This is a genomic window from Thermodesulfobacterium commune DSM 2178, assembly GCF_000734015.1.
GTDB classification, from domain to species: Bacteria; Desulfobacterota; Thermodesulfobacteria; order Thermodesulfobacteriales; family Thermodesulfobacteriaceae; genus Thermodesulfobacterium; species Thermodesulfobacterium commune.
Window position 1 is genome coordinate 513,803 of sequence record NZ_CP008796.1, and the last position, 19,193, is coordinate 532,995.

The 19,193-nt window shown below is 35.0% G+C and carries 18 protein-coding genes, 1 tRNA gene and 1 pseudogene; 11 read left to right on the top strand and 9 right to left on the bottom strand.

Annotated elements, in window-relative coordinates:
- Positions 1 to 2: 2 nt before the first annotated feature.
- Genes HL41_RS02650 through ftsH form a run of 4 tightly spaced genes read right to left on the bottom strand, consistent with a single transcriptional unit; the run spans position 3 to position 4,091 of the window.
- Positions 3 to 632: a CdaR family protein gene (locus HL41_RS02650; RefSeq protein ID WP_038061206.1), complete on the bottom strand. Its 630-nt coding sequence runs from the start codon at positions 630 to 632 to the stop codon at positions 3 to 5.
- Positions 610 to 1,431: a diadenylate cyclase CdaA gene (cdaA, locus tag HL41_RS02655; RefSeq protein WP_081856457.1), complete on the bottom strand. Its 822-nt coding sequence runs from the start codon at positions 1,429 to 1,431 to the stop codon at positions 610 to 612. The genes HL41_RS02650 and cdaA overlap by 23 nt, the downstream gene beginning before the upstream one ends.
- A 5-nt stretch (positions 1,432 to 1,436) precedes the next feature.
- Positions 1,437 to 2,291, bottom strand: a complete 855-nt coding sequence (folP, locus tag HL41_RS02660) for a dihydropteroate synthase (protein WP_038061209.1) — start codon at positions 2,289 to 2,291, stop codon at positions 1,437 to 1,439.
- A 3-nt stretch (positions 2,292 to 2,294) separates the two neighbouring features.
- Positions 2,295 to 4,091: an ATP-dependent zinc metalloprotease FtsH gene (gene ftsH / locus HL41_RS02665; RefSeq protein WP_038061211.1), complete on the bottom strand. Its 1,797-nt coding sequence runs from the start codon at positions 4,089 to 4,091 to the stop codon at positions 2,295 to 2,297.
- Between the two features lie 208 nt (positions 4,092 to 4,299).
- Here ftsH and lptA point away from each other — a divergent pair, with 208 nt between their 5' ends.
- Genes lptA through HL41_RS02695 form a run of 6 tightly spaced genes read left to right on the top strand, consistent with a single transcriptional unit; the run spans position 4,300 to position 9,521 of the window.
- The gene (lptA, locus tag HL41_RS02670) at positions 4,300 to 4,773 is read left to right on the top strand and encodes a lipopolysaccharide transport periplasmic protein LptA (protein WP_051754458.1); all 474 of its coding nucleotides are present in this window, start codon (positions 4,300 to 4,302) and stop codon (positions 4,771 to 4,773) included.
- A 25-nt stretch (positions 4,774 to 4,798) separates the two neighbouring features.
- Complete coding sequence (gene lptB, locus HL41_RS02675; RefSeq protein ID WP_038061214.1) at positions 4,799 to 5,515, top strand: LPS export ABC transporter ATP-binding protein; 717 nt, start codon at positions 4,799 to 4,801, stop codon at positions 5,513 to 5,515.
- A 3-nt stretch (positions 5,516 to 5,518) separates the two neighbouring features.
- Positions 5,519 to 6,931: an RNA polymerase factor sigma-54 gene (gene rpoN, locus HL41_RS02680; RefSeq protein ID WP_038061216.1), complete on the top strand. Its 1,413-nt coding sequence runs from the start codon at positions 5,519 to 5,521 to the stop codon at positions 6,929 to 6,931.
- A gap of 5 nt (positions 6,932 to 6,936) precedes the next feature.
- Positions 6,937 to 7,947: a hypothetical protein gene (locus tag HL41_RS02685; RefSeq protein ID WP_038061219.1), complete on the top strand. Its 1,011-nt coding sequence runs from the start codon at positions 6,937 to 6,939 to the stop codon at positions 7,945 to 7,947.
- The gene (locus HL41_RS02690) at positions 7,944 to 8,684 is read left to right on the top strand and encodes a rhomboid family intramembrane serine protease (RefSeq protein ID WP_038061223.1); all 741 of its coding nucleotides are present in this window, start codon (positions 7,944 to 7,946) and stop codon (positions 8,682 to 8,684) included. Before HL41_RS02685 ends, HL41_RS02690 begins: the two co-directional genes overlap by 4 nt.
- A 15-nt stretch (positions 8,685 to 8,699) precedes the next feature.
- Complete coding sequence (locus HL41_RS02695; protein ID WP_038061226.1) at positions 8,700 to 9,521, top strand: SDH family Clp fold serine proteinase; 822 nt, start codon at positions 8,700 to 8,702, stop codon at positions 9,519 to 9,521.
- Here the strand turns inward: HL41_RS02695 and HL41_RS02700 are convergent.
- The 3 genes from HL41_RS02700 to HL41_RS02710 form a co-directional block, all read right to left on the bottom strand.
- Entirely contained in the window at positions 9,518 to 10,066 is a 549-nt protein-coding gene (locus tag HL41_RS02700) for a macro domain-containing protein (RefSeq protein WP_038061280.1), read from the bottom strand. The two genes, HL41_RS02695 and HL41_RS02700, sit on opposite strands and share 4 nt — an antisense overlap.
- 28 nt (positions 10,067 to 10,094) lie before the next feature.
- Positions 10,095 to 10,168, bottom strand: a tRNA-Arg gene (locus tag HL41_RS02705).
- Positions 10,169 to 10,201: 33 nt separating this feature from the next.
- Positions 10,202 to 12,133, bottom strand: a complete 1,932-nt coding sequence (locus tag HL41_RS02710) for a methyl-accepting chemotaxis protein (RefSeq protein WP_038061229.1) — start codon at positions 12,131 to 12,133, stop codon at positions 10,202 to 10,204.
- Between the two features lie 383 nt (positions 12,134 to 12,516).
- Between HL41_RS02710 and HL41_RS02715 the strand changes: the two genes are divergently transcribed.
- The 5 genes from HL41_RS02715 to HL41_RS02735 all read left to right on the top strand — a co-directional run bounded on the left by HL41_RS02715 (position 12,517) and on the right by HL41_RS02735 (position 17,286).
- Complete coding sequence (locus HL41_RS02715) at positions 12,517 to 12,762, top strand: hypothetical protein (protein ID WP_038061232.1); 246 nt, start codon at positions 12,517 to 12,519, stop codon at positions 12,760 to 12,762.
- Between the two features lie 110 nt (positions 12,763 to 12,872).
- Positions 12,873 to 14,078 carry an IS256 family transposase gene (locus HL41_RS02720; RefSeq protein WP_038549552.1) on the top strand — a complete coding sequence of 402 codons (1,206 nt, stop codon included), beginning with the start codon at positions 12,873 to 12,875 and terminating at the stop codon, positions 14,076 to 14,078.
- Positions 14,056 to 15,579: a methyl-accepting chemotaxis protein gene (locus HL41_RS02725; protein WP_268745253.1), complete on the top strand. Its 1,524-nt coding sequence runs from the start codon at positions 14,056 to 14,058 to the stop codon at positions 15,577 to 15,579. The genes HL41_RS02720 and HL41_RS02725 overlap by 23 nt, the downstream gene beginning before the upstream one ends.
- Before the next feature lie 56 nt (positions 15,580 to 15,635).
- On the top strand, positions 15,636 to 16,406 hold the full coding sequence (locus tag HL41_RS02730) for an oxygen-binding di-iron domain-containing protein (RefSeq protein ID WP_144241962.1): 771 nt from the start codon (positions 15,636 to 15,638) through the stop codon (positions 16,404 to 16,406).
- Positions 16,407 to 16,422: 16 nt separating this feature from the next.
- Positions 16,423 to 17,286, top strand: coding sequence for a methyl-accepting chemotaxis protein (locus tag HL41_RS02735; RefSeq protein ID WP_038062110.1), 864 nt, complete (start codon positions 16,423 to 16,425; stop codon positions 17,284 to 17,286).
- A 7-nt stretch (positions 17,287 to 17,293) separates the two neighbouring features.
- Here HL41_RS02735 and HL41_RS02740 read toward each other — a convergent pair whose 3' ends face one another.
- Positions 17,294 to 18,175, bottom strand: coding sequence for a TIGR01777 family oxidoreductase (locus HL41_RS02740; protein WP_051754459.1), 882 nt, complete (start codon positions 18,173 to 18,175; stop codon positions 17,294 to 17,296).
- A gap of 44 nt (positions 18,176 to 18,219) precedes the next feature.
- Positions 18,220 to 18,991, bottom strand: a pseudogene (locus HL41_RS02745) (undecaprenyl-diphosphate phosphatase).
- Positions 18,992 to 19,193 lie beyond the last annotated feature (202 nt).

Sequence of the window (19,193 nt, forward strand, 5' to 3'; positions counted from 1 at the left end):
TTTTACCTCTTTTTTTCTTCATAGTATACTTTCACTTTTTCTGTATCCATAGAAATAATACCTAAAGGCGGCATTAAATCAACCTCTAAGGATCCGGTTAATTTTAGTTTTAAAAAGTCTATAGGTTCTGTATTAATTTCTTGAATATTTAAAAGAACCTCTATCGGGGCTTTGATTAGTACATATTTAGGAAAGACCTTTATTTTACCTCGAGTATGGTAAAAACTTTCTTCTTTTAAAACTGGCCTTACAGGGACTTTTTTAGTACCTATTTTTTTAATTATCAAAGTTAGAAATGTAGGGTTTATTTCTTTTACTTTTATCCCAGAAGGCAGATTTATCTTTTCTATCGGCACCCTTATCTGATGAACACCTGGAGTTAAATTTTTAAAATCAATTTCTAACTTAAGGTCTTTTTCATTAACGTTTCTTAAAAGATTTCTTATAGTTTGAATTTTTATCACTACAGTAGAAGGAGTTACTTCTACTATATAGTTAGAATTAGGTAGTTTATAGAACACAGGAATTTCTAACGTCTTTTCTATAGACCTTCCCCAAACTACAAAGTACCATAAAGTAACAGCCATCAAAAAAGAAAGAATTTTTAGTCTATGTTCCCTTTTGAATTTCATAGGTAATCCTTGTCCACCAAGGTGCTTTAGACTCAAAACCTAAAAGTTGGGACAGCATTTTTCTTAAAGTAGCAGGGGTTACATCTCTGGTAATCTTACCACTAACTGCCAGAGAAATATAACCTTTTTCTTCAGAAACCACTATGGCTACAGCATCGGTGATTTCTGTAATTCCAATAGCTGCCCTGTGCCTGGTCCCAAGGTCTTTGGCTATATCAGGGTTGGTAGAAAGTGGTAACACCACCCCTGCAGCTACGATTTTTCCTTTACTGATAACCACTGCCCCATCATGAAGAGGACTTTTCGGATTAAAGATACTTACCAGTAACTCCTCACTGATTTTTGAATCTAACATTACCGCCCCTTCCAGAAAATCTTTTAAACTTATTTCTCTTTCAAACACTATCAAGGCCCCTATCTTTTTTTCAGCAAGTTGAGTAACAGCTTTAACTACCTCTTCTATACCATAAGAGTATTCTGTCTGGAACTTAGTAAAAGGATGTTTCCCTATCTGGGCTAAGGCTTTTCTTATATCATCCTGAAACACTATGATAATCAAAATTAAGATAGAAGACATAAAGGTGTTTAAAATCCAGTTCAGAGTTAATAATTGTAAGGCATCTGAAACGAAATATAATAGAACTACCACCGATAAACCTGCAGCCATTTGAAGAGCTCTACTACCCTGGATAAGCAAAAGAATTCTATAAATCAAAAAACTAACCACAAAGATGTCTACCACATCTTTCCAGGTTATAGAGTTAAATATTTCATTAATTCTTAAAATATTAAATTCCAAAACTTTTATCCCCCTTTTTGTTGCGTTAAAAATTTAAACATTATAACAGCATCTTTATTAAGGTCTACTCGATGAACCCTCAAAAAATGAACTCCCCTTAACGAAGCCCAAACAGAAAAACCGATTGTCCCTCCCTCTCTGTCCAAAGGATTAGGTTTATTAAGAACCTTTCCTATAAAACTTTTTCTTGAGTGCCCTAAAAGAACAGGCCTTCCTAAACTGTAAAATTCGTCTAATCTTTTTAAAATTTCTAAGTTATGTTCAAAGGTTTTACCAAAACCTAACCCAGGATCTACGATGATCTTTTCTACAGAAATTCCCTTTTTTACTAAAAATTCTATCCGGTTTTGCAAAAATTCTTTTACTTCTTTTACTACATCTTTATACTGGGGGTTTTCTTGCATAGTTTTGGGAGTTCCTTTGATATGCATAATTACATATGGGCAATCAAAATCTTTTACTACCTCAACCATTCTTTGATCAAAACAACCTGCACTTATGTCATTTATCATCGAAGCTCCAGCTTTTAAAGCTTCCTCAGCTACTCTACTCTTATAAGTGTCTACTGAGATGACAACGTCTGGGAATTCTTCACGGATTGCCTTAACTACAGGTACAACCCTCTTTAGCTCTTCCTCTTCACTTACAGGCTCAGAAAAAGGTCTGGTTGATTCTCCCCCTATGTCTATGATGTCTGCTCCTTCTTCTATCAACTCTTTAGCCCTTAAAACCGCCTCTTTTAGACCAAAAAACTTCCCTCCATCTGAAAAAGAGTCAGGGGTTACGTTTAAAATTCCCATGAAATAAGGACAAGCTTGCCAATCAAAAATTTTAGAGCCTATTTTTAAAGGAGATAACATAACCTATTGATTTTGAGTTTCTAAAATAAGTTTAAACCTTTCAGCATCGATAGTCTCTTCTTCTAATAAAACCAGAGCAACTTTATGAAGATTGTTTATATAGGTATGTATAATATCCTTAGCTTTCTGATAACAACGATTTACTATCTCTTTTATTTCTTCGTCAATAATCTTTGCTGTCTCCTCTGAATAATCTTTTATCTGTAAAAGCTCTTTTCCGAGAAAAATATGATCTTCTCCCCTTCCTAAAGCTAATGGACCTAATTTTTTACTCATTCCCCATTCACAAACCATTTTTTTTGCGATCTGGGTAGCTTTTTTTATATCATCTTGAGCCCCGGTGCTTATGGAATTAAAAACAACTTCTTCACTCACTCTTCCTCCTAAAAGAACGGTTATTTTTTTAAGCAAATAGTCTTCTGAATAAATGTGTCGATCATCTAAAGGCAGCTGTTGGGTTACTCCTAAAGCTTGTCCTCTGGGGATAATACTTATCTTATGGACTGGGTCAGGGTCAGGCAGATAATAAGCTACCAACGCATGTCCTGCTTCATGATAGGCTATAATCTTTTTTTCTTCTTCGCTTAACATAAAACCTTTTCTTTCCTTACCCATGAGAATTTTATCTTTAGCCTCTTCCAAATCTTCCTGTTCGATAAACTCTTTTCCTTTTTTAGCGGCAATAAGGGCTGCTTCGTTAAGCATATTTTCTAAATTAGCTCCGGTAAATCCAGGGGTCGCTTTAGCGATAGACCTTAAATCTAAGCTTGGAGAAACCTTAAACTTACGAGCATAAAGTTTTAAGATAGCCTCTCTTCCGTTTACGTCTGGAGGAGGTACAAAAACCTGTCTGTCAAATCTACCAGGTCTCAAAAGGGCTGGGTCTAAAATGTCAGGTCTGTTAGTAGCAGCAAGCACAACTATCCCTTCTGCTGTATCAAACCCATCCATCTCTACAAGTAGCTGGTTTAAAGTTTGTTCTCTTTCATCATGTCCACCACCTAATCCTGCCCCCCTCTGTCTACCAACGGCATCTATCTCGTCTATAAAGATGATACAAGGTGCATGGGCTTTGGCTTGAGAAAATAAATCTCTTACCCTCGCAGCTCCTACACCTACAAACATCTCTACAAAATCTGACCCACTGATACTAAAAAAAGGAACTCCTGCCTCTCCAGCTATGGCTTTAGCAAGAAGAGTTTTTCCTGTACCTGGAGGCCCTACCAACAAGATACCTTTGGGGATACGTGCCCCTAATTTGGTAAACTTTTGAGGATTTTTTAAAAACTCTACTACCTCCTGTAATTCTTCTTTAGCCTCCTCTATCCCAGCTACATCTTTAAAAGTTACTTTGGTTTCCCCTTCTTTTATTAGACGTGCCCTGCTTTTTACAAAACTAAAGGGTTTATTCCCAGGCTGCATCTGTTTGATAAACAAAAACCAAAGTAGAATTAGCACAATGAAAGGAAGCCAGGACACAAGAAAGGTAGTAAACCAACTATGTTGAGAGTCTGGTTTAACTACAATTTTAACTCCCTTTTCTTTTAACAGGGGGATTAAATCTTTATCCTCTGGAATATAAGTAATTATTTCTTTAGAAGAAGAGACTTTGGCAGAAACTTTTTGCCCTTCTATTAGTACCTCTTTTATTTCACCCTTTTCTACTTTTTCGAGAAACTCGGTATAACTGATGTTGTTAGAGGTGTATAACGAAGTTTGATTATAAAAAAAGTTGTAAGCTAACAAAACCAGCAATCCAATAAAAAACCAAAGCAACAAAGTTTTTCCTTTTTGCCACATCTATCTGTGCCTCCTTTTTTCTATTTTTTAAATTTATTACAATTTTCTTGATTTTCAACGAAAAAAGTTTTACATCTATATAAACTCTCTATATAATTTAAGTTTCAAAGAGATTTTAACGACAATGTTTTAAGTAAAGGCCTGAATAGACCCTTAGTTGATGAAACCTCCCTTGTCTAAAACTCAAACTTAGATTATAATCTTTAACATGGAAAAAGTAAACAGGATTTTACTCTCTTTATTAGGGATGTGGTTGATATTTTTAGGTATAAATACCTCAGGAGTGGCCTCTGAAGTAAACGTGACCGCCAATAAGATGGAGGTTATGGAAAGTGAAGGAATAGCGGTTTTTACAGGTAAGGTGCAAGCTACCCGAGGAGATATGAAAGTTTTTTCTGATAAGTTATATGTTTATTATGCTAATCAAGAAGAGAAGAAAAATGTAACCAAGGTGGTTGCTTTGGGAAGAGTAGTTATCTATAAAGGAAAATGGAAAGCCTATGCAGAAAAGGCGGTATACTATAAGGATCAAGAAAAGTTAGTTTTAGAGGATAATCCTAAAGTATGGTATGACAAAAATCTGATAGAGGGAGATATAGTAGTAATTTACTTCAATGAAGACAGGAGTGAGGTTTTGTCTAAAAACGAAGGAAGAGTAAGAGCCAAGTTCTACCTTAACTAAAGCTTTTTATCTGGGTGTAATTATTATGCTCAAAGCAAAAAATTTAAAAAAAAGTTTTAAAAAAAGAGAAGTAGTACATGGAGTTACCGTAGAGATAAAAAAGGGAGAGATGGTAGGTTTGCTTGGTCCTAACGGTGCAGGCAAAACTACCTCGTTTTATATGATTGCTGGTTTTCTTAAACCTGATTCAGGAGAGATATGGCTTTTTGACAAAAACATCACTGATTACGATGTTTCGGAAAGAGCCAATCAAGGTATCATCTATCTTCCTCAGGAAAGTTCTGTTTTTAGAAAACTTACTGTTTATGAAAATTTTAAAATGGTAATAGAACGTTTAGAAGCAAAACAAAAAGAAATAGAAGAAAAGCTTGATTTTTATATAGATCTTTTTAATTTAAGGGAAGTCCTTCATCAAAAGGCCTATACCCTTTCTGGGGGACAAAAAAGGAAGGTAGAAATAGTCAGAGCCCTTTTGGTCGAGCCTTCCTTTATCCTTCTTGATGAGCCTTTTGCAGGGATTGACCCGATAGGAATTGACCAGTTAAAAAACATTTTTAAAACGTTAAGAGAACGCAATATCGGCCTTTTAATTTCTGACCATAACGTTAGAGAGACGTTAAAAATATGTGATAGGGCTTACGTGATAGCTGACGGTCAAATCATCGGATCAGGGACCCCTCAACAAATCTTAGAAAACGAAACCGTTAGAGAAAAATATTTAGGCGAAAGGTTTAAACTTTAGAAAATGATAGAACTTAAAAACCAGTTAAAACTTAGTCAACAACTGATTTTAACCCCTCAACTAAAGCTCTTGTTAAAAGTCCTTCAACTTAACACCTTAGAATTAGAAGAATATATAGTACAAGAGGCTCAGACCAATCCTTTTTTAGAGATAGAATATAAAGATTTGGCTCCAAAAGTTAGTCAAGATAGAGACCATATACCTGAAGAAGTTAAACTAACAGATGAAATAGATTTAGGAACTGAGGAATTTTTAGAAAAGAGTTTATATCTTATAGAACCTCAAGAGGAACCGGAAGAGCCTATCTGGGAAAAAACCCTTAAGGCTGAAGACAAACTCAGTGATTATTTACTCTGGCAGTTTCGGATGAAAGAGTTTACTCCTGTCGAATACGAAATCGCCCAGTATATCGTAGGGAATCTTGATGAAAAAGGATATCTAACCGTTTCTTCTGAAGAACTATCTAAAGAGCTGAACATTGCTGTAGAGAAGGTAGAAAAAGTAAGAAATGTCATAAAGTTTTTAGACCCAGTAGGGGTAGCCTCTTACGATGTTAAAGAATGTTTACTTACTCAGCTTTTATTTATGGGTTACAAAGAAGAAAGTCTTCCTTATGTGCTGATAGAAAAATATTTTGAACAAATTCCTGAAGGAGTAGACATACTTTCTCAAAAGTTAGGTATAGAACCTTTAAAGATAGAAGAGGCTTTAGAGGTTATCAAACATCTTGAGCCCTATCCTGCCAGAAATTTTTATGTAGAAACTTCCACCTACATAGAACCAGACCTCAGGTTTTATAGGGAAGATGAAGAATGGAAGGTAGAGGTTCTCAAGGAAAAAAGCTTTAAGGTAAGATTAAATAACTTTTATTTAGAATACTTAAAATTAAAGAAAAAGGACCCCCGGTTTTTAAAGTCAAAACAGTTTTTAAAAGAGAAATTTAAAGAAGCGGAAAATTTGCTAAAGGCTTTAGACAGTAGATATTCAAGCCTTTATAAAGTTGGAGCAGCCATTTTGACACATCAAAAGGAGTTTTTAGAAAAAGGAATTAAATATTTAAAACCTCTTACTTTAAGGATGTTGGCTGAAGAAACCCAGTTGCATGAATCTACTATCAGTAGGATTATTAACCGCAAATATGTACAAACGCCTTCAGGAGTTTTTTCTCTTAAGTTTTTCTTTTCTTCAGGTTATGAATCTTCTGACGGAACAAGCCTTTCTTCTAAAGCAGTAAAAGACCTTATTAAACAGATCATTTCTCAAGAAAACCCTGAAAAACCTTTAAGTGATAACGAGGTGGCTAAAGTTTTAAAATCTAAATATGGGGTTAATATAGCAAGAAGAACGGTTACTAAATACAGAGAAGAACTTCAAATTCCCTCAGTTCGCGAAAGGAAAAAACAAAATAAGAGGTAAGCCTTATGCCTTTTGTAGCCTTTGACTGCGAAGGACCTTTAACCTTAAACGACAACGCTTTTGAGTATTCTAAGTTTATGATGCCTGAAGGCCATAGATTTTTTAAACAAGTCTCTCGTTTTGACGATTACTTAGCAGACATTAAAAAACGTCCTGGATACAAACCAGGAGACACCCTTAAATTGATACTCCCTTTTTTAAAACTTTTTGGAGCAACCAACCAAAGCCTTAGAGAGTTTTCTCGGAAAACTTTGCTTTTTTTACCTAAGATACCTGAGGTTTTAAAGGAGATTAAAAATTTAGTCCCAACTTTTATCATCAGCACAAGTTATAAACCCTATTTAGAAGCCCTTGCTGAGGCTATAGAGTTTCCTATGGACCATATATTCTGTACGGAGGTAGACCTTGATAAAGTAACCCTTTCAAAAGAAGAAGTCAAAATTTTAGAAAAACTATACCAAGAAATACTTTCTTATCCAACTATAGAAATACCGTTAAGAGCCACTTCTCCTTCAGACCTACCTTCAGAACTCTTAAGTGTGCTTGAACGGATGGAAGAAATTTTTTTTGAAATTATTTGGAATCTTGATGTAGGGGTATTTTTAAGAGAGATTAACCCTGTAGGGGGAGAAGAAAAGGCAAGAGCCTGTCAACAAATATCTGAAAGTTTAAATGTTTCTTTTTCAGAAGGATTTTATGTAGGAGATAGCATCACTGATATGAAGGCTTTAACCCTTCTGAGAGAAAACCAGGGAGTATCTTTAGCCTTTAATCCAAACAGATATGCCTTAAAAACTGCAGAATTTTATGCTTTAAGCAAAAACGGAGTTATTTTTAAAGACCTGGTAAAACTGTTTATCGAACAAGGCAAAGAAGGGCTTGATAGTTTTGTATCTTTTAAAGATTATGAGTTTCAAAAAGTTCCTTCAGAGTCTGAAGTTTTTGAAAATCTTGTAGACAAGTGTGAAAATTTCAGAAAGATCATTAGGGGGGCGTTGATAGGTGATTTAGGATGATACCCTTACAAGATATCTTACCAAGACGTAACCCCCCAGTAATGACCTGGTTTCTCATTCTTTTGAATACCTTAGTGTTTTTCTATGAACTTTCTTTATCTACTGTAGAAAGAGAAGTCTTTTTTAAAACCTGGGGATTTATACCTGCCATCTTTTTTGATCCTTACTTTAACTTTCTTGTCGGTTTTCCTTGGTATCATAAGTTTTTAACCCTTTTTACCCATCTTTTTATCCACGGAGGTTGGCTTCATTTTATAGGTAACATGTGGACATTATGGATTTTTGGGGATAATGTAGAAGACCGGTTAGGGCCTTTTAAGTTTTTATTTTTTTATTTAGTGTGTGGCATTTTAGCTACGATGCTTCATTCTTTTATCTATCCTAACTCTGTTATTCCTTTGGTAGGAGCCTCTGGTGCTATCTCTGGAGTTATGGGAGCTTACTTTTTATTGTATCCTTTAGCAAGAATTTTGGTAGTTTTTCCGGTGTTGTTTATACCTCTATTTTTTGAGGTCCCTGCCTTCATATTTTTGGGTTTATGGTTTTTGCTTCAGTTTTATAACGGACTTTTTTCCTTGGTTTTACCGGAGAGCTTTGGTGGGGTTGCCTGGTTTGCTCATATAGGTGGTTTTTTGGCAGGAGCCTTGCTATATAAAATTTTCTGTAAAAGAAAATGCAGGTTCTATCGAGATGAATATACCTTTTTTGGTTCCTTTTTTGATATAGACAAACCTTAAGGGGGGTTTTATGTTATGTTTGGTATAGGAGACCTTTTCTGGATTATCTTTTTTGCCATTGCTATGCAACCTTTTTTAAGACAAAAGTTCTTAGAAATAGCCAGACAAAAAGCCATAGAACAAATCGAAAAAAAGAGAGGTTCAAGGGTTATTTTATTGGTTCATCGTCAAGAAAAGATGTCATTTTTTGGTTTTCCTCTGATGAGATACATCGATATCAACGATTCTGAAGAGGTAATAAGGGCCATACATCTTACAGATAAAGATGTTCCTATAGATATCATCCTTCACACTCCAGGAGGATTGGTTTTAGCCTCCCTTCAGATTGCCCTTGCTATAAAAAAACACCCGGCTAAGGTTACAGCCTTTATCCCTCATTATGCCATGAGTGGAGGAACCCTTATTGCTCTTGCCTGTGATGAAATAGTGATGGACGAACACGCTGTGCTTGGACCAGTAGATCCTCAAATAGGAGAGTATCCAGCCGCCTCTATTTTAAGGGCAGTTAAAAGAAAACCTTTAGAACATATCGACGATAAAACCTTAATTTTAGCAGACGTAGCTGAGATGGCTTTAAAACAGATGAAAGAAAACCTAAAACTGATCCTTAACGATAGATACCCTGAAGAAAAAATAACCGAATTAGCAGAAGTATTGTCTCAAGGATATTTTACTCATGACTATCCTATTACTTATGAAAAAGCCTTAGAATTAGGGCTACCGGTGAGTAAAGACATGCCTATAGAGATCTATCAACTCATGAAATTATTTCCTCAACCAACAACCACAACCTCTTCGGTAGAATATATACCTTTGCCTAAAAAAGGCAAACCTTAAACACCTTTAGAAGATATCAGCGATTTCAATGTTTCTGCGAATATTTGAAAATGTTCTTCTTTCCAGAGGACAAACACAATTTTTTGGGGGGCTTTATGTTTTTTCAGAAAGTCACATACTGTTTTTAAGGCGATCTCTGCAGCCTCTTTAATAGGATAACCATAGGCTCCTGTGCTAAGAGCAGGAAAAGCAACTGAGTTGAGACCATAATCTAAAGCTAATTTTAAAGCACTTTGGTAAGCCTTCTTAAGAAGTTCAGGTTCACCACTTTTTCCATCTTTATATATAGGACCTACTGTATGAATAACATATTTTGCCTTAAGATTACCACCTTTAGTGATTACTGCTTCACCAGTAGGACATCTTTTATATTTAGACCTAATTTCTTCAAGAATGGAGGGGCCACCTTTTCTATGAATGGCTCCGTCAACCCCTCCCCCTGGAATAAGTTCTTCGTTAGCTGCGTTAACTATAGCTTCTGTTTCTTGTTCAGTAATATCTCCTTGGACTAATTCAACTTCACATCCATCAATATAAACCTTCATGGTTTTACCTTCCCTTTTTAAGGTAAAACGGGTCTGGGGGGATTTGAACCCCCGACTCCTGGCTCCGGAGGCCAGTGCTCTTTCCAGCTGAGCTACAGACCCATCACCTTTAAATTATACCATAAACAAATTCTTTTACACCTTAACCCCTTCAATTGCCTTGTTTAATTCCATAATAACATTTTTAAGTACTTCTATCTCTTCGACAACCCTATCGTTTAATTCTTTTACCTCAACAGCAAGCTGACTTGACTGAATGGCAGCCTGAGCAACCTGATTGCTGGCTACACTCTGCTCTTCGGTTGCTGCTGCTATTTGATTGATAGCATCCCTAACCTGAATGCTTGATTGAGCAATATTTTCAAGAACATCTTTAATTTTTGTCAAAGCATCTAATGCCTTTCCTACCTTTTCAACCGTAGTATTCATATTGTCCATAGAGTTCTTAGACTCTTGTTGAACGGCTAAAATTCTGTTTGCAATATCTTCGGTTGCCTTTATCGTTTTTTCAGCAAGCTTTCTAACCTCTCCTGCAACCACCGCAAAACCTTTTCCATGCTCTCCAGCTCGTGCTGCTTCTATCGTTGCATTAAGTGCAAGAAGGTTTGTCTGGTCTGCTATGTCTTTAATTAGACCAACGATATCTCCTATCTCGTTTACTCTTGTGTTTAAAGTATCCAAGGTTTTCTTAAGTTCATCTGTTGCTTGAGTGGTTTCATGGATTATTACCATAGACTCATCAGCTAACCTTGCTCCTTCTTCTGATACTTTTTGAGATTTATTGGCTAATTCTTGAGCATAATGAGCGTTTTTAGCAACATCTGCAATGGTTGCACTCATCTCCTCCACCGCTGCTGCAATCTGATTTGCCTGATTGGTCTGAAGGTCAATCTTTTTCTTTACAGCATCAACATTACTCAAAAGATTTCCTATAACCTCATAAATGGTTTCGGCTGAACTTTTAATCTGTTTTACCAGTCCTTGGGTGAATTCTTCAACCTTGATAATTGCCTGGGCGATAAGACCAATTTCATCTTTTCTATTTCTGTACCCCTTTCCAAAACCAACCCTACTAAAATCACCTTTGGCTACCTCTCCAAGTTTTGCTGCCATGTCTGGAATTGGGGTCAAGCTTCTTTGTGTGACTACATAAATAAGTATTCCTATAGCAATGGCTGCTAAAACATTTAAAACAAACATGACATTTCTAAAAGTATAAGACACCCCATAAATTTGACTCTTAGGAACGTTGATAGAAATTAACCATTTAAAACCAGGATAAACTTGAGCTATAGAGACATGTTTTTCCCCGTTTATCTTTGTTTCTAAAGCTTCTCCTTCTCTTGCTTTTGATAGCTTTTCTAAATTTTCTTTTCCTAAATCTTTTCCAGCAATAAGTTTAGGTTCTCCTTTTGAAACATCATACACAGACACAAACCCTCTTTCTCCTATCTTAAGACTACCTAAATAATTTTTGAACTCATTCATAACAGAAGTGATATCAAAACCTATGAAAAATACACCGATTACATTTCCGCTCGAATCTTTGACAGGTACATATTTAGTCATATATTCTTTACCAAAAAGGGTAGCCTTTCCTACATAAGGTTCACCTCTCATCAAAAGTTCATATCCAGGATGAGACTTTCCTAAAAAAGTTCCAACCGCACGGGTTCCGTCTTCTTTCTTAAGAGAGGTTGCAACTCTTAAAAAATCCTCCCCTTCTCTTTTAAAAATGGTTGCTACACTTCCACCTGTGATAGCAGTAAACCTATCACAGACATCGTTGGTAGGATTACTAATACTTGGTCCCAAAGACATAAAAACATTCATAAAACGGTCAGCTAAATACCTTGCAAACTGGTCAAAGGTTTGTAGTTCATGGATAATCGTTTTAAATTCAAGGTTTAAGGTTGCAAGTTCTTTCTTTTTTATGGAAGAACTTGTTTGAAAATAAAGAACAGCCGCAACTATAGAATACACTAACAAAATAGAAACAAGAGCTAAAACAAAAATCTTTTTACTTAAAGATAAACCATCTAAAACATTTTTACCCCTTTCTCCCATTTCCTCCTCCTGGAATTAAATAATATATTATTATTTATACTTTTCATTAACCTTTTATTATAATTAACATTTTATTATAAAAACAGGGTCCTAAAAGTCAAGCAATATTGACATAAAAAAGCTAAGAGCTAAAAGATAAAAAAGTAACATGCACTACTAAAGAATATTCAAAAAAGAAAGAATTCACAAAATTGTTTGTTAAAATTTTATATTAAAAGGTACAACTTAATACTTATAAGGTTAATCTATTTTAAAAAACATAATGGCAAAGCGGTAAAAATATTCAATTGTTCAAAAAATCACATATCCTAAAATTCCTTTTTAAATTTTTATAAAATTTAAGAATAGAAAAAGTATTCAAATATTGGTAGGAGGTGGGGAACATGAAAAAGTTTGAAAATTTGAGTATAAAAAATAAGCTTTTGCTTTTAGTCTTTTTTTCTTTATTTGGTTATATAATATTTTTCCTTTTACAATCTACTTACTTAAAAGAATCTATTCTAAAAGAAAAAAAGGTAGAACTAATTCAAAAAGGAGAGATGGCCTTATCTATAGTAGAATATTACTACAGTCTTTATAAAGCTGGGAATCTTACCGAAGAAGAGGCTAAAGAAGGGAGTAGAATATAAATTGTGTCTTTTAATAAAATATTTTAGAGGCATAATAAAAATTTTTAATATTTTTTAAATTAATGATAACATAAAACCTAAAAGACTAAACTAACCAGGAGGTCTGTAAAATGAAAAACTTAGACTTAGATTTAGAAAAAGTTTTAAGTGAAATCTCAAAAATTGAATCAAAAGAGGGTATCAAAATGGCTGCTGCACTCCTCTTAAACGCTCTCATGAAAAAAGAAAGAGAAATATTCCTTAGAGATAGTATTGATAATAAAGCTAATGGTTACTATGAAAGACAACTTGCCTGTTTCTTAGGTAACCTTGGTATCTCTGTCCCAAGAGATAGAAAATCTGAATTCAGACCTGCTATTCTTCCTCCTGAATGGCAAAAAGCTGATGAATCTTTCCAGGACTTTATCCTTAACCTCGTTCTCCAAAGCTACTCCCCCAATAAAATCAAAGCCCTCTTGCAATCTATGAAACTTCCCTACTCTCCAGAACAAATAGAAGAAATTAAAGAAGAATTGTATAACCAAGCCAAAGAATTAAAAACCAAAGAATTGCCAGAAAATTTGTTTGCTATGTTTATAGACGCTTATCATACTCAGATAAAAGATACCGAAGCCAACAGAATCAGAAAAGCAGTTATTTATAATATCATCGGAATAGATATGGAGGGAAGAAAAAATTTACTTTCTTATTACATTTATTTTGGTTCAGAGACGAAGGAGGACTGGCTCCAGATACTTAATGATTTGATAAAGAGGGGAGTTAAGAGGGTTATGGTAATAGTGAGTGATGATTTTCCTGGCCTTGCTCAAGCCATAAAAGCCCTTTTTCCTGAGACAGATCATCAGCTTTGTTTTGTACACATGCAAAGGAACATCAACAGGAACATGTCTAAGCAGGATGCTAAAAAATTTTATGAGGAGTTAAGCATTATAAAGAGGATAGAGGAGTATGAGAGGGCCTTAATTAGATTTGAGGAATTATGTAAGAGTTATGAGAAGAAGTATCCAGCTTATATAAAGGGACTTTTGAAAAAGAAGGAGCATTATTTTGTTTATAAGAAATATCCTGAGGGGGTGAGGAGGTATATATACACGACGAATGTGGTTGAGAATATAAATAGCAGGATAGAGCTGATAAGGGTAAATACAGGGGGATATTTTCAATCAATCAAGACAGCAGAGGTTGCGATATACATAACAGTAAGTCGGATTCAGAAAACGAGATGGCAAAAACCACTTCCTTTAATTAAGTCTGCTTTATACGAATTGAGGCAAATGTTTGTAAAGAGATTTTATAAGGAGACACAATTCTCTTGACAAGTGTCCTAAAGAAAAGGCAAAGCTTGCCATAAAAAACTTACGTTATGAAGAAAGAACTAACTATTTCTGGATAAATGATGGAAGTCTCCCCTATCCGATAATGGTAATGCATCCAACGGTTCCTCAGCTTGAAGGAAAACCTCTTTCTGACACCAAATTCAACGTAGCATACAAACGACAGACTGACCTTAATGCAAAAGAGGAAAAGGTAAACAATCAAAATCTTTTTACTCTTTTGGTAGAAACTGCAGGTAAAACAGGACAGGCTTTTGTTTGGTACAAATGGCCTAAACCGTTAAAAGGGGGAGGAGTAACTAAAGAAGTTTATCCTAAACTTTCCTATGTCGTAAAGTTTGAACCATGGAACTGGTATATAGGAACAGGGGTTTATATTGATGATGTCGATAAAGCTTTTATACAAGCTATGAAGAGAAATAGTATAAAAACTGGCTTAGCTGTGTTAATAATTTTACTTATCACAGGATTTTTGGCTATTTTATCTGTCCGTTCTATTTCTATACCAATCTCTGAATTAGAAGAAAAAATAAAAAAATTTGGACAGGGACATCTAAACATCGAGTTTAAAACCCAAAGAAAAGATGAAATAGGTAAAATTGCTAACAGCTTAGATGATGCTATTAGCAACCTCAAGGGAATTCTTTTAAGTATCAAAGAAGTTTCAGAAAGTCTTTCTGATTCAGCCAATGGTCTAACTGAAGTGTCTAATCAGTTCAAAATAAGCCTTGACCTCCAAACCCAGCAAGCAACCCAGATTGCCTCTGCTGCAGAAGAAATGTCCATTACTGTGGTTGATATCGCTAAAAACACGACAAGCATTTTAGAAGAAAGTAAAAAAACAGCAGAAATTGCCAAAGAAGGTGAAACCTATATTTTAAAAACCGCAAATGAAGTTAAAATAATAGAAAAAACAGCAGAAAAACTAAAAGAAGTCATGTATAGTTTAGAAGAAAGGACCAGGGCAATAGAGAGTGTGGTAGAGTTTATCAAGGATGTGGCAGAGCAGACCAATTTACTTGCATTAAACGCAACGATTGAGGCAGCCCGAGCTGGAGAGCATGGAAAATCTTTTGCGGTTGTTGCAGGGGAGATAAGAAAATTAGCAGAAAGAACTAACAAATCAACCGATGAGATAGCAGGTGTTATAAGGGAGATAAAGGGAGTGGTAGAGGAGGTGAGTAGGGAGGTAGAGGAGATAGGTGCTAAGGTTGAGAGTGGTGCAAGGCTTAGTGAGGAGGCATCAGGGATTCTTAGTAGGATAGCAGATGCGGCAGAAAGATTGCAGGAGATGATACAGAGCATTGCAAGTGCGACAGAGGAGATGAGTGTTACGTCTGAGTCAGTAGCTAAGGATGTAGGTAGTGTGGCGGAAGGAATACAAGAACTAAAAAGAAACATCTTTTCCCTTCTTGAAACCACGGAAGGTATAAAAAAAATGGAAGAAGAACTAAGAAAAAAAGCCTCTATTTTTACCCTTTAATTTTTTTTAATTTTGATTATAATGTTTAAACAATATTAATTTTAAAGGAGATTTGTATGGATAGAGAAACCTTGATAAAAGGAATGGTGCTTTATGAAGATATCGACCACAAGTTTATCTGGTTAGGATGGGAAGAAGAGGAAGAAGAAGGGTTGGTACAGACTAATCAATATCTGATCATAAATAAAGGAAAGGGGATTCTTCTTGATCCAGGTGGGGTGTATGTTTTCCCCAGAGTTTTAGCTGCTGTTGCCAACTACATAGACATTGACAACATAGAATATATCTTCTTTTCACATCAAGACCCTGACGTAAGCTCAGGACTTATTACCTGGTTGGAAAACACCAACGCCAAGATTTATATCAGCAAACTTTGGATAAGGTTTATCCCTCATTTTGGTTACAATTCTTTAAGGCGGACTATACCTTTAGAAGATAAAGGAGGAGAATTAACTTTGGGTTCAGGTGATAAACTTTTGTTTATACCTGCCCATTTTCTTCATTCTAAAGGTAATTTTTCCGTATTTGATACGCGAAGCAAAATTTTGTTTTCTGGAGATATAGGTGCAGCTGTTTTTCCTAAAGGTCAGAGATATCTTTTTGTAGAAAACTTTGAAAACCATGTAAAACTTATGGAAGGTTTCCATAAAAGATATATGGGAAGTAATAAAGTATGCAAAAAATGGGTTAACTTAGTCAAACCTCTTAATCCAACCATGATAGCTCCTCAACATGGAGCAATTTTTAAGGGAGAGAATGTAAAGAAATTCCTTAACTGGTTTGAGAACTTAAGTTGTGGGCTTGATATCATAGACCAAATTTATTAACCTTTAGGGGGAAAACATGTTCAACTTTCTTAAAAAAGAAACTAAAACATTTAATCCTACTTCAACTTTTTCCCCCTACCCTATCAACCTAAGAAAAGTAGCGCAAAAACTTTGGAAATTTTCTTATATAAAAAGTCTTTCCCATTATGTTTCTGAAGCTCTTATAAAAGCCTTACAGCTTTCACAAGAATCTGGTAAGTATATTTCTTCTTTGGTAGAAAAGTTTAATTTTGCCATCCAAACCCTTTCTGAAAAAATATTACCCATAAAATCTGAAACAGATAACTTGGTAAAAAGATCTGAGGAGTCAAAAGAAAAGATAAACGTTATGATAGAAGAGGTAAAAGTTATAGAAAGCAGCCTTAAAAACTTTGTAGAGACCTCAAAAAAAATGCAAAACTCGTTCCAAGAAATCAAAAATTCTTTGACAGAAATTCATAACATCGCAGACCAAACGACTATCTTGTCCCTGAATGCATCCATTGAGGCTGCTCGAGTGGGATTAGCTGGAAAAGGTTTCACCGTGCTTGCTGAAGAAATTAGAAAATTAGCTAACAAAACCAATCAGTTTGCTAAACACATTAACGAAAGCATCCTTTCTGTAGAAAAAAACATCAACTTTTTTACTACCTCGATCTTTGCCCTTAAAGAAAGCTTAGATAAAAGCATCGAAACTTTAAAGGAACTATATTTTTTTATAGATTCTAACCATCAGATGGCTGAAAACGTAGAAAGACTTATAAATGATATGTTTTTAGCCATAGAAGAGCAAGTTAAAATTACAGAAGAGATTACTCAAAACATGGTTAACCTTTCAAAAAATTTAGAAATTACGGAGAAGCAACTTCAATCTATAGTGATACAGTTTAAAAAGATTTAAAAAATTGTTATTTAACTAAACTTTCCAAAGCCCCCTTTATCTCAGGGTAAATAAATTTAAAATCGTTTTGTATCAATCTTCGAGGATGAGCCTTTATATTTGCAGTTATACTGTCTGCCAACTCACCTAAAAACAACTTTAAGGCAAACATAGGTACCCTAAAGAAAGCTGGTCTTTTTAAAACCGTAGCCAGGGCTTTAGTAAACTCTTTGTTGGTTACAGGTTGAGGGGAAGTAAAGTTAAAAACTCCTTCAAGGTCTTTTTCTATGAGAAAAATCAAGCCGTTTACTAAATCACTTATATGTATCCAAGAAAACCATTGTCTCCCATCCCCCAAAGTTCCACCTAATCCCCACTTAAAAACAGGTAAAACCTTGGCAAGCATACCACCTTTACCAAGAACGATACCAAAACGGGTTATAGCTACTTTAACTCCATACTTCTTAGCATTTTGAGCCTGTTTTTCCCATTCTATGCATACTTTTGCCAGAAAATCATTTCCTGGTTGAGAGTCTTCGTCTACGGACTGATCTCCTTTATCTCCATAATATCCTATGGCTGAGGCATTTATCAAAAAAGCGTTTTTTTTTAAAGATTTTACGATGTTTTCTGTAGACTTAACTCTGCTTTCTAAGATTAGTTTTTTATAAGACTCAGTCCATTTTCCAAAGATGTTTTGTCCTACCAGATTGATTACCACGTCAAAATTGGAAACCTCTGCTTGCCAACTTCCTGATTTCATAGGGTCTCCCAAGATAAAATCACAACCTGAAAACCGAGACTTAGCCTTTTCTAAATTCCTTACCAATAAAGTCGTACTGAAACCTTTTTTTATCAGTTCAGGCACTAAAGCTCCCCCAACAAAGCCTGTACCTCCAACTACCAGCACTTTTTTTATAGTAATAACCTCAAGTTTTTCTCCTATAAAACATTTTAAAATAAAAACATCAGAAAGTAAATAATACCTATAAAAATACGGTAAACTCCAAATATAAAAAAACTATGCTTAGAAATAAAACTCAGAAAAGTTTTGATAGCTACCAGTGCCGTAAAAAAAGCAAAGATAAAGCCTACTAAAAGGACTTGCCAATCTTGAAAGGACATCTCGGAATATGATTTGATGAGGTCATAACTGGTAGCCATAAGCATCGTTGGTAAGGCCAGAAGAAAGGAAAACTCAGCCGCAGCCTTTCTGTTAAGACCAACCACCATCCCTCCTATGATGGTAGCAGCTGAACGAGAAACTCCAGGCATCATGGCTAAAGACTGAAAAACCCCTATTAAAGGTATTTTCTTTAAACTAAGCTCTTTTACATCAGACAGCCTATTATCTTTTTGAAAAAATCTGTCTATAAATAAAAGCACTATCCCTCCGAAAATCAAGTTTATTACCACCAAAAGGTCGTTGCCTATAAAAAATCTTTTGATTATTTTATAAAGTAAAAACCCTAATATACCTGTAGGAATAAAGGCCAAAATAATCCTTTTCCAGGTTTCCCAATCTTTTAAAAGTTTTTCGTAATAGAGAAAAAAAAACCGCTAAAATAGACCCGAGTTGTATGGAAATTTCAAAAGTCTTGGTAAAGTTAGTGTGAGGAATGTTTAAGATATGAGCAGTCAAAATGAGATGGCCTGTAGAAGAGACAGGTAAAAACTCGGTTAGCCCCTCTACTATGCCTAATATAGCAGCTTGAATAAGGTCCATAAAACCTCCTGCTACAATTTTTATGTTAGTTTTTGTTTAATACATTTTGTGTTGTAAACAAAATAAAAAAGAACAAGGATTCCTTATGGCAATTTTCTTTGAGTTAAAACGGCTATTTCTCTTTTATTTTAAGCAAATTTTGTTACATTGTTAAAAGATACTCGATTTTAAACGTTATGCAACCTAAAAAAGAGGGATTAAG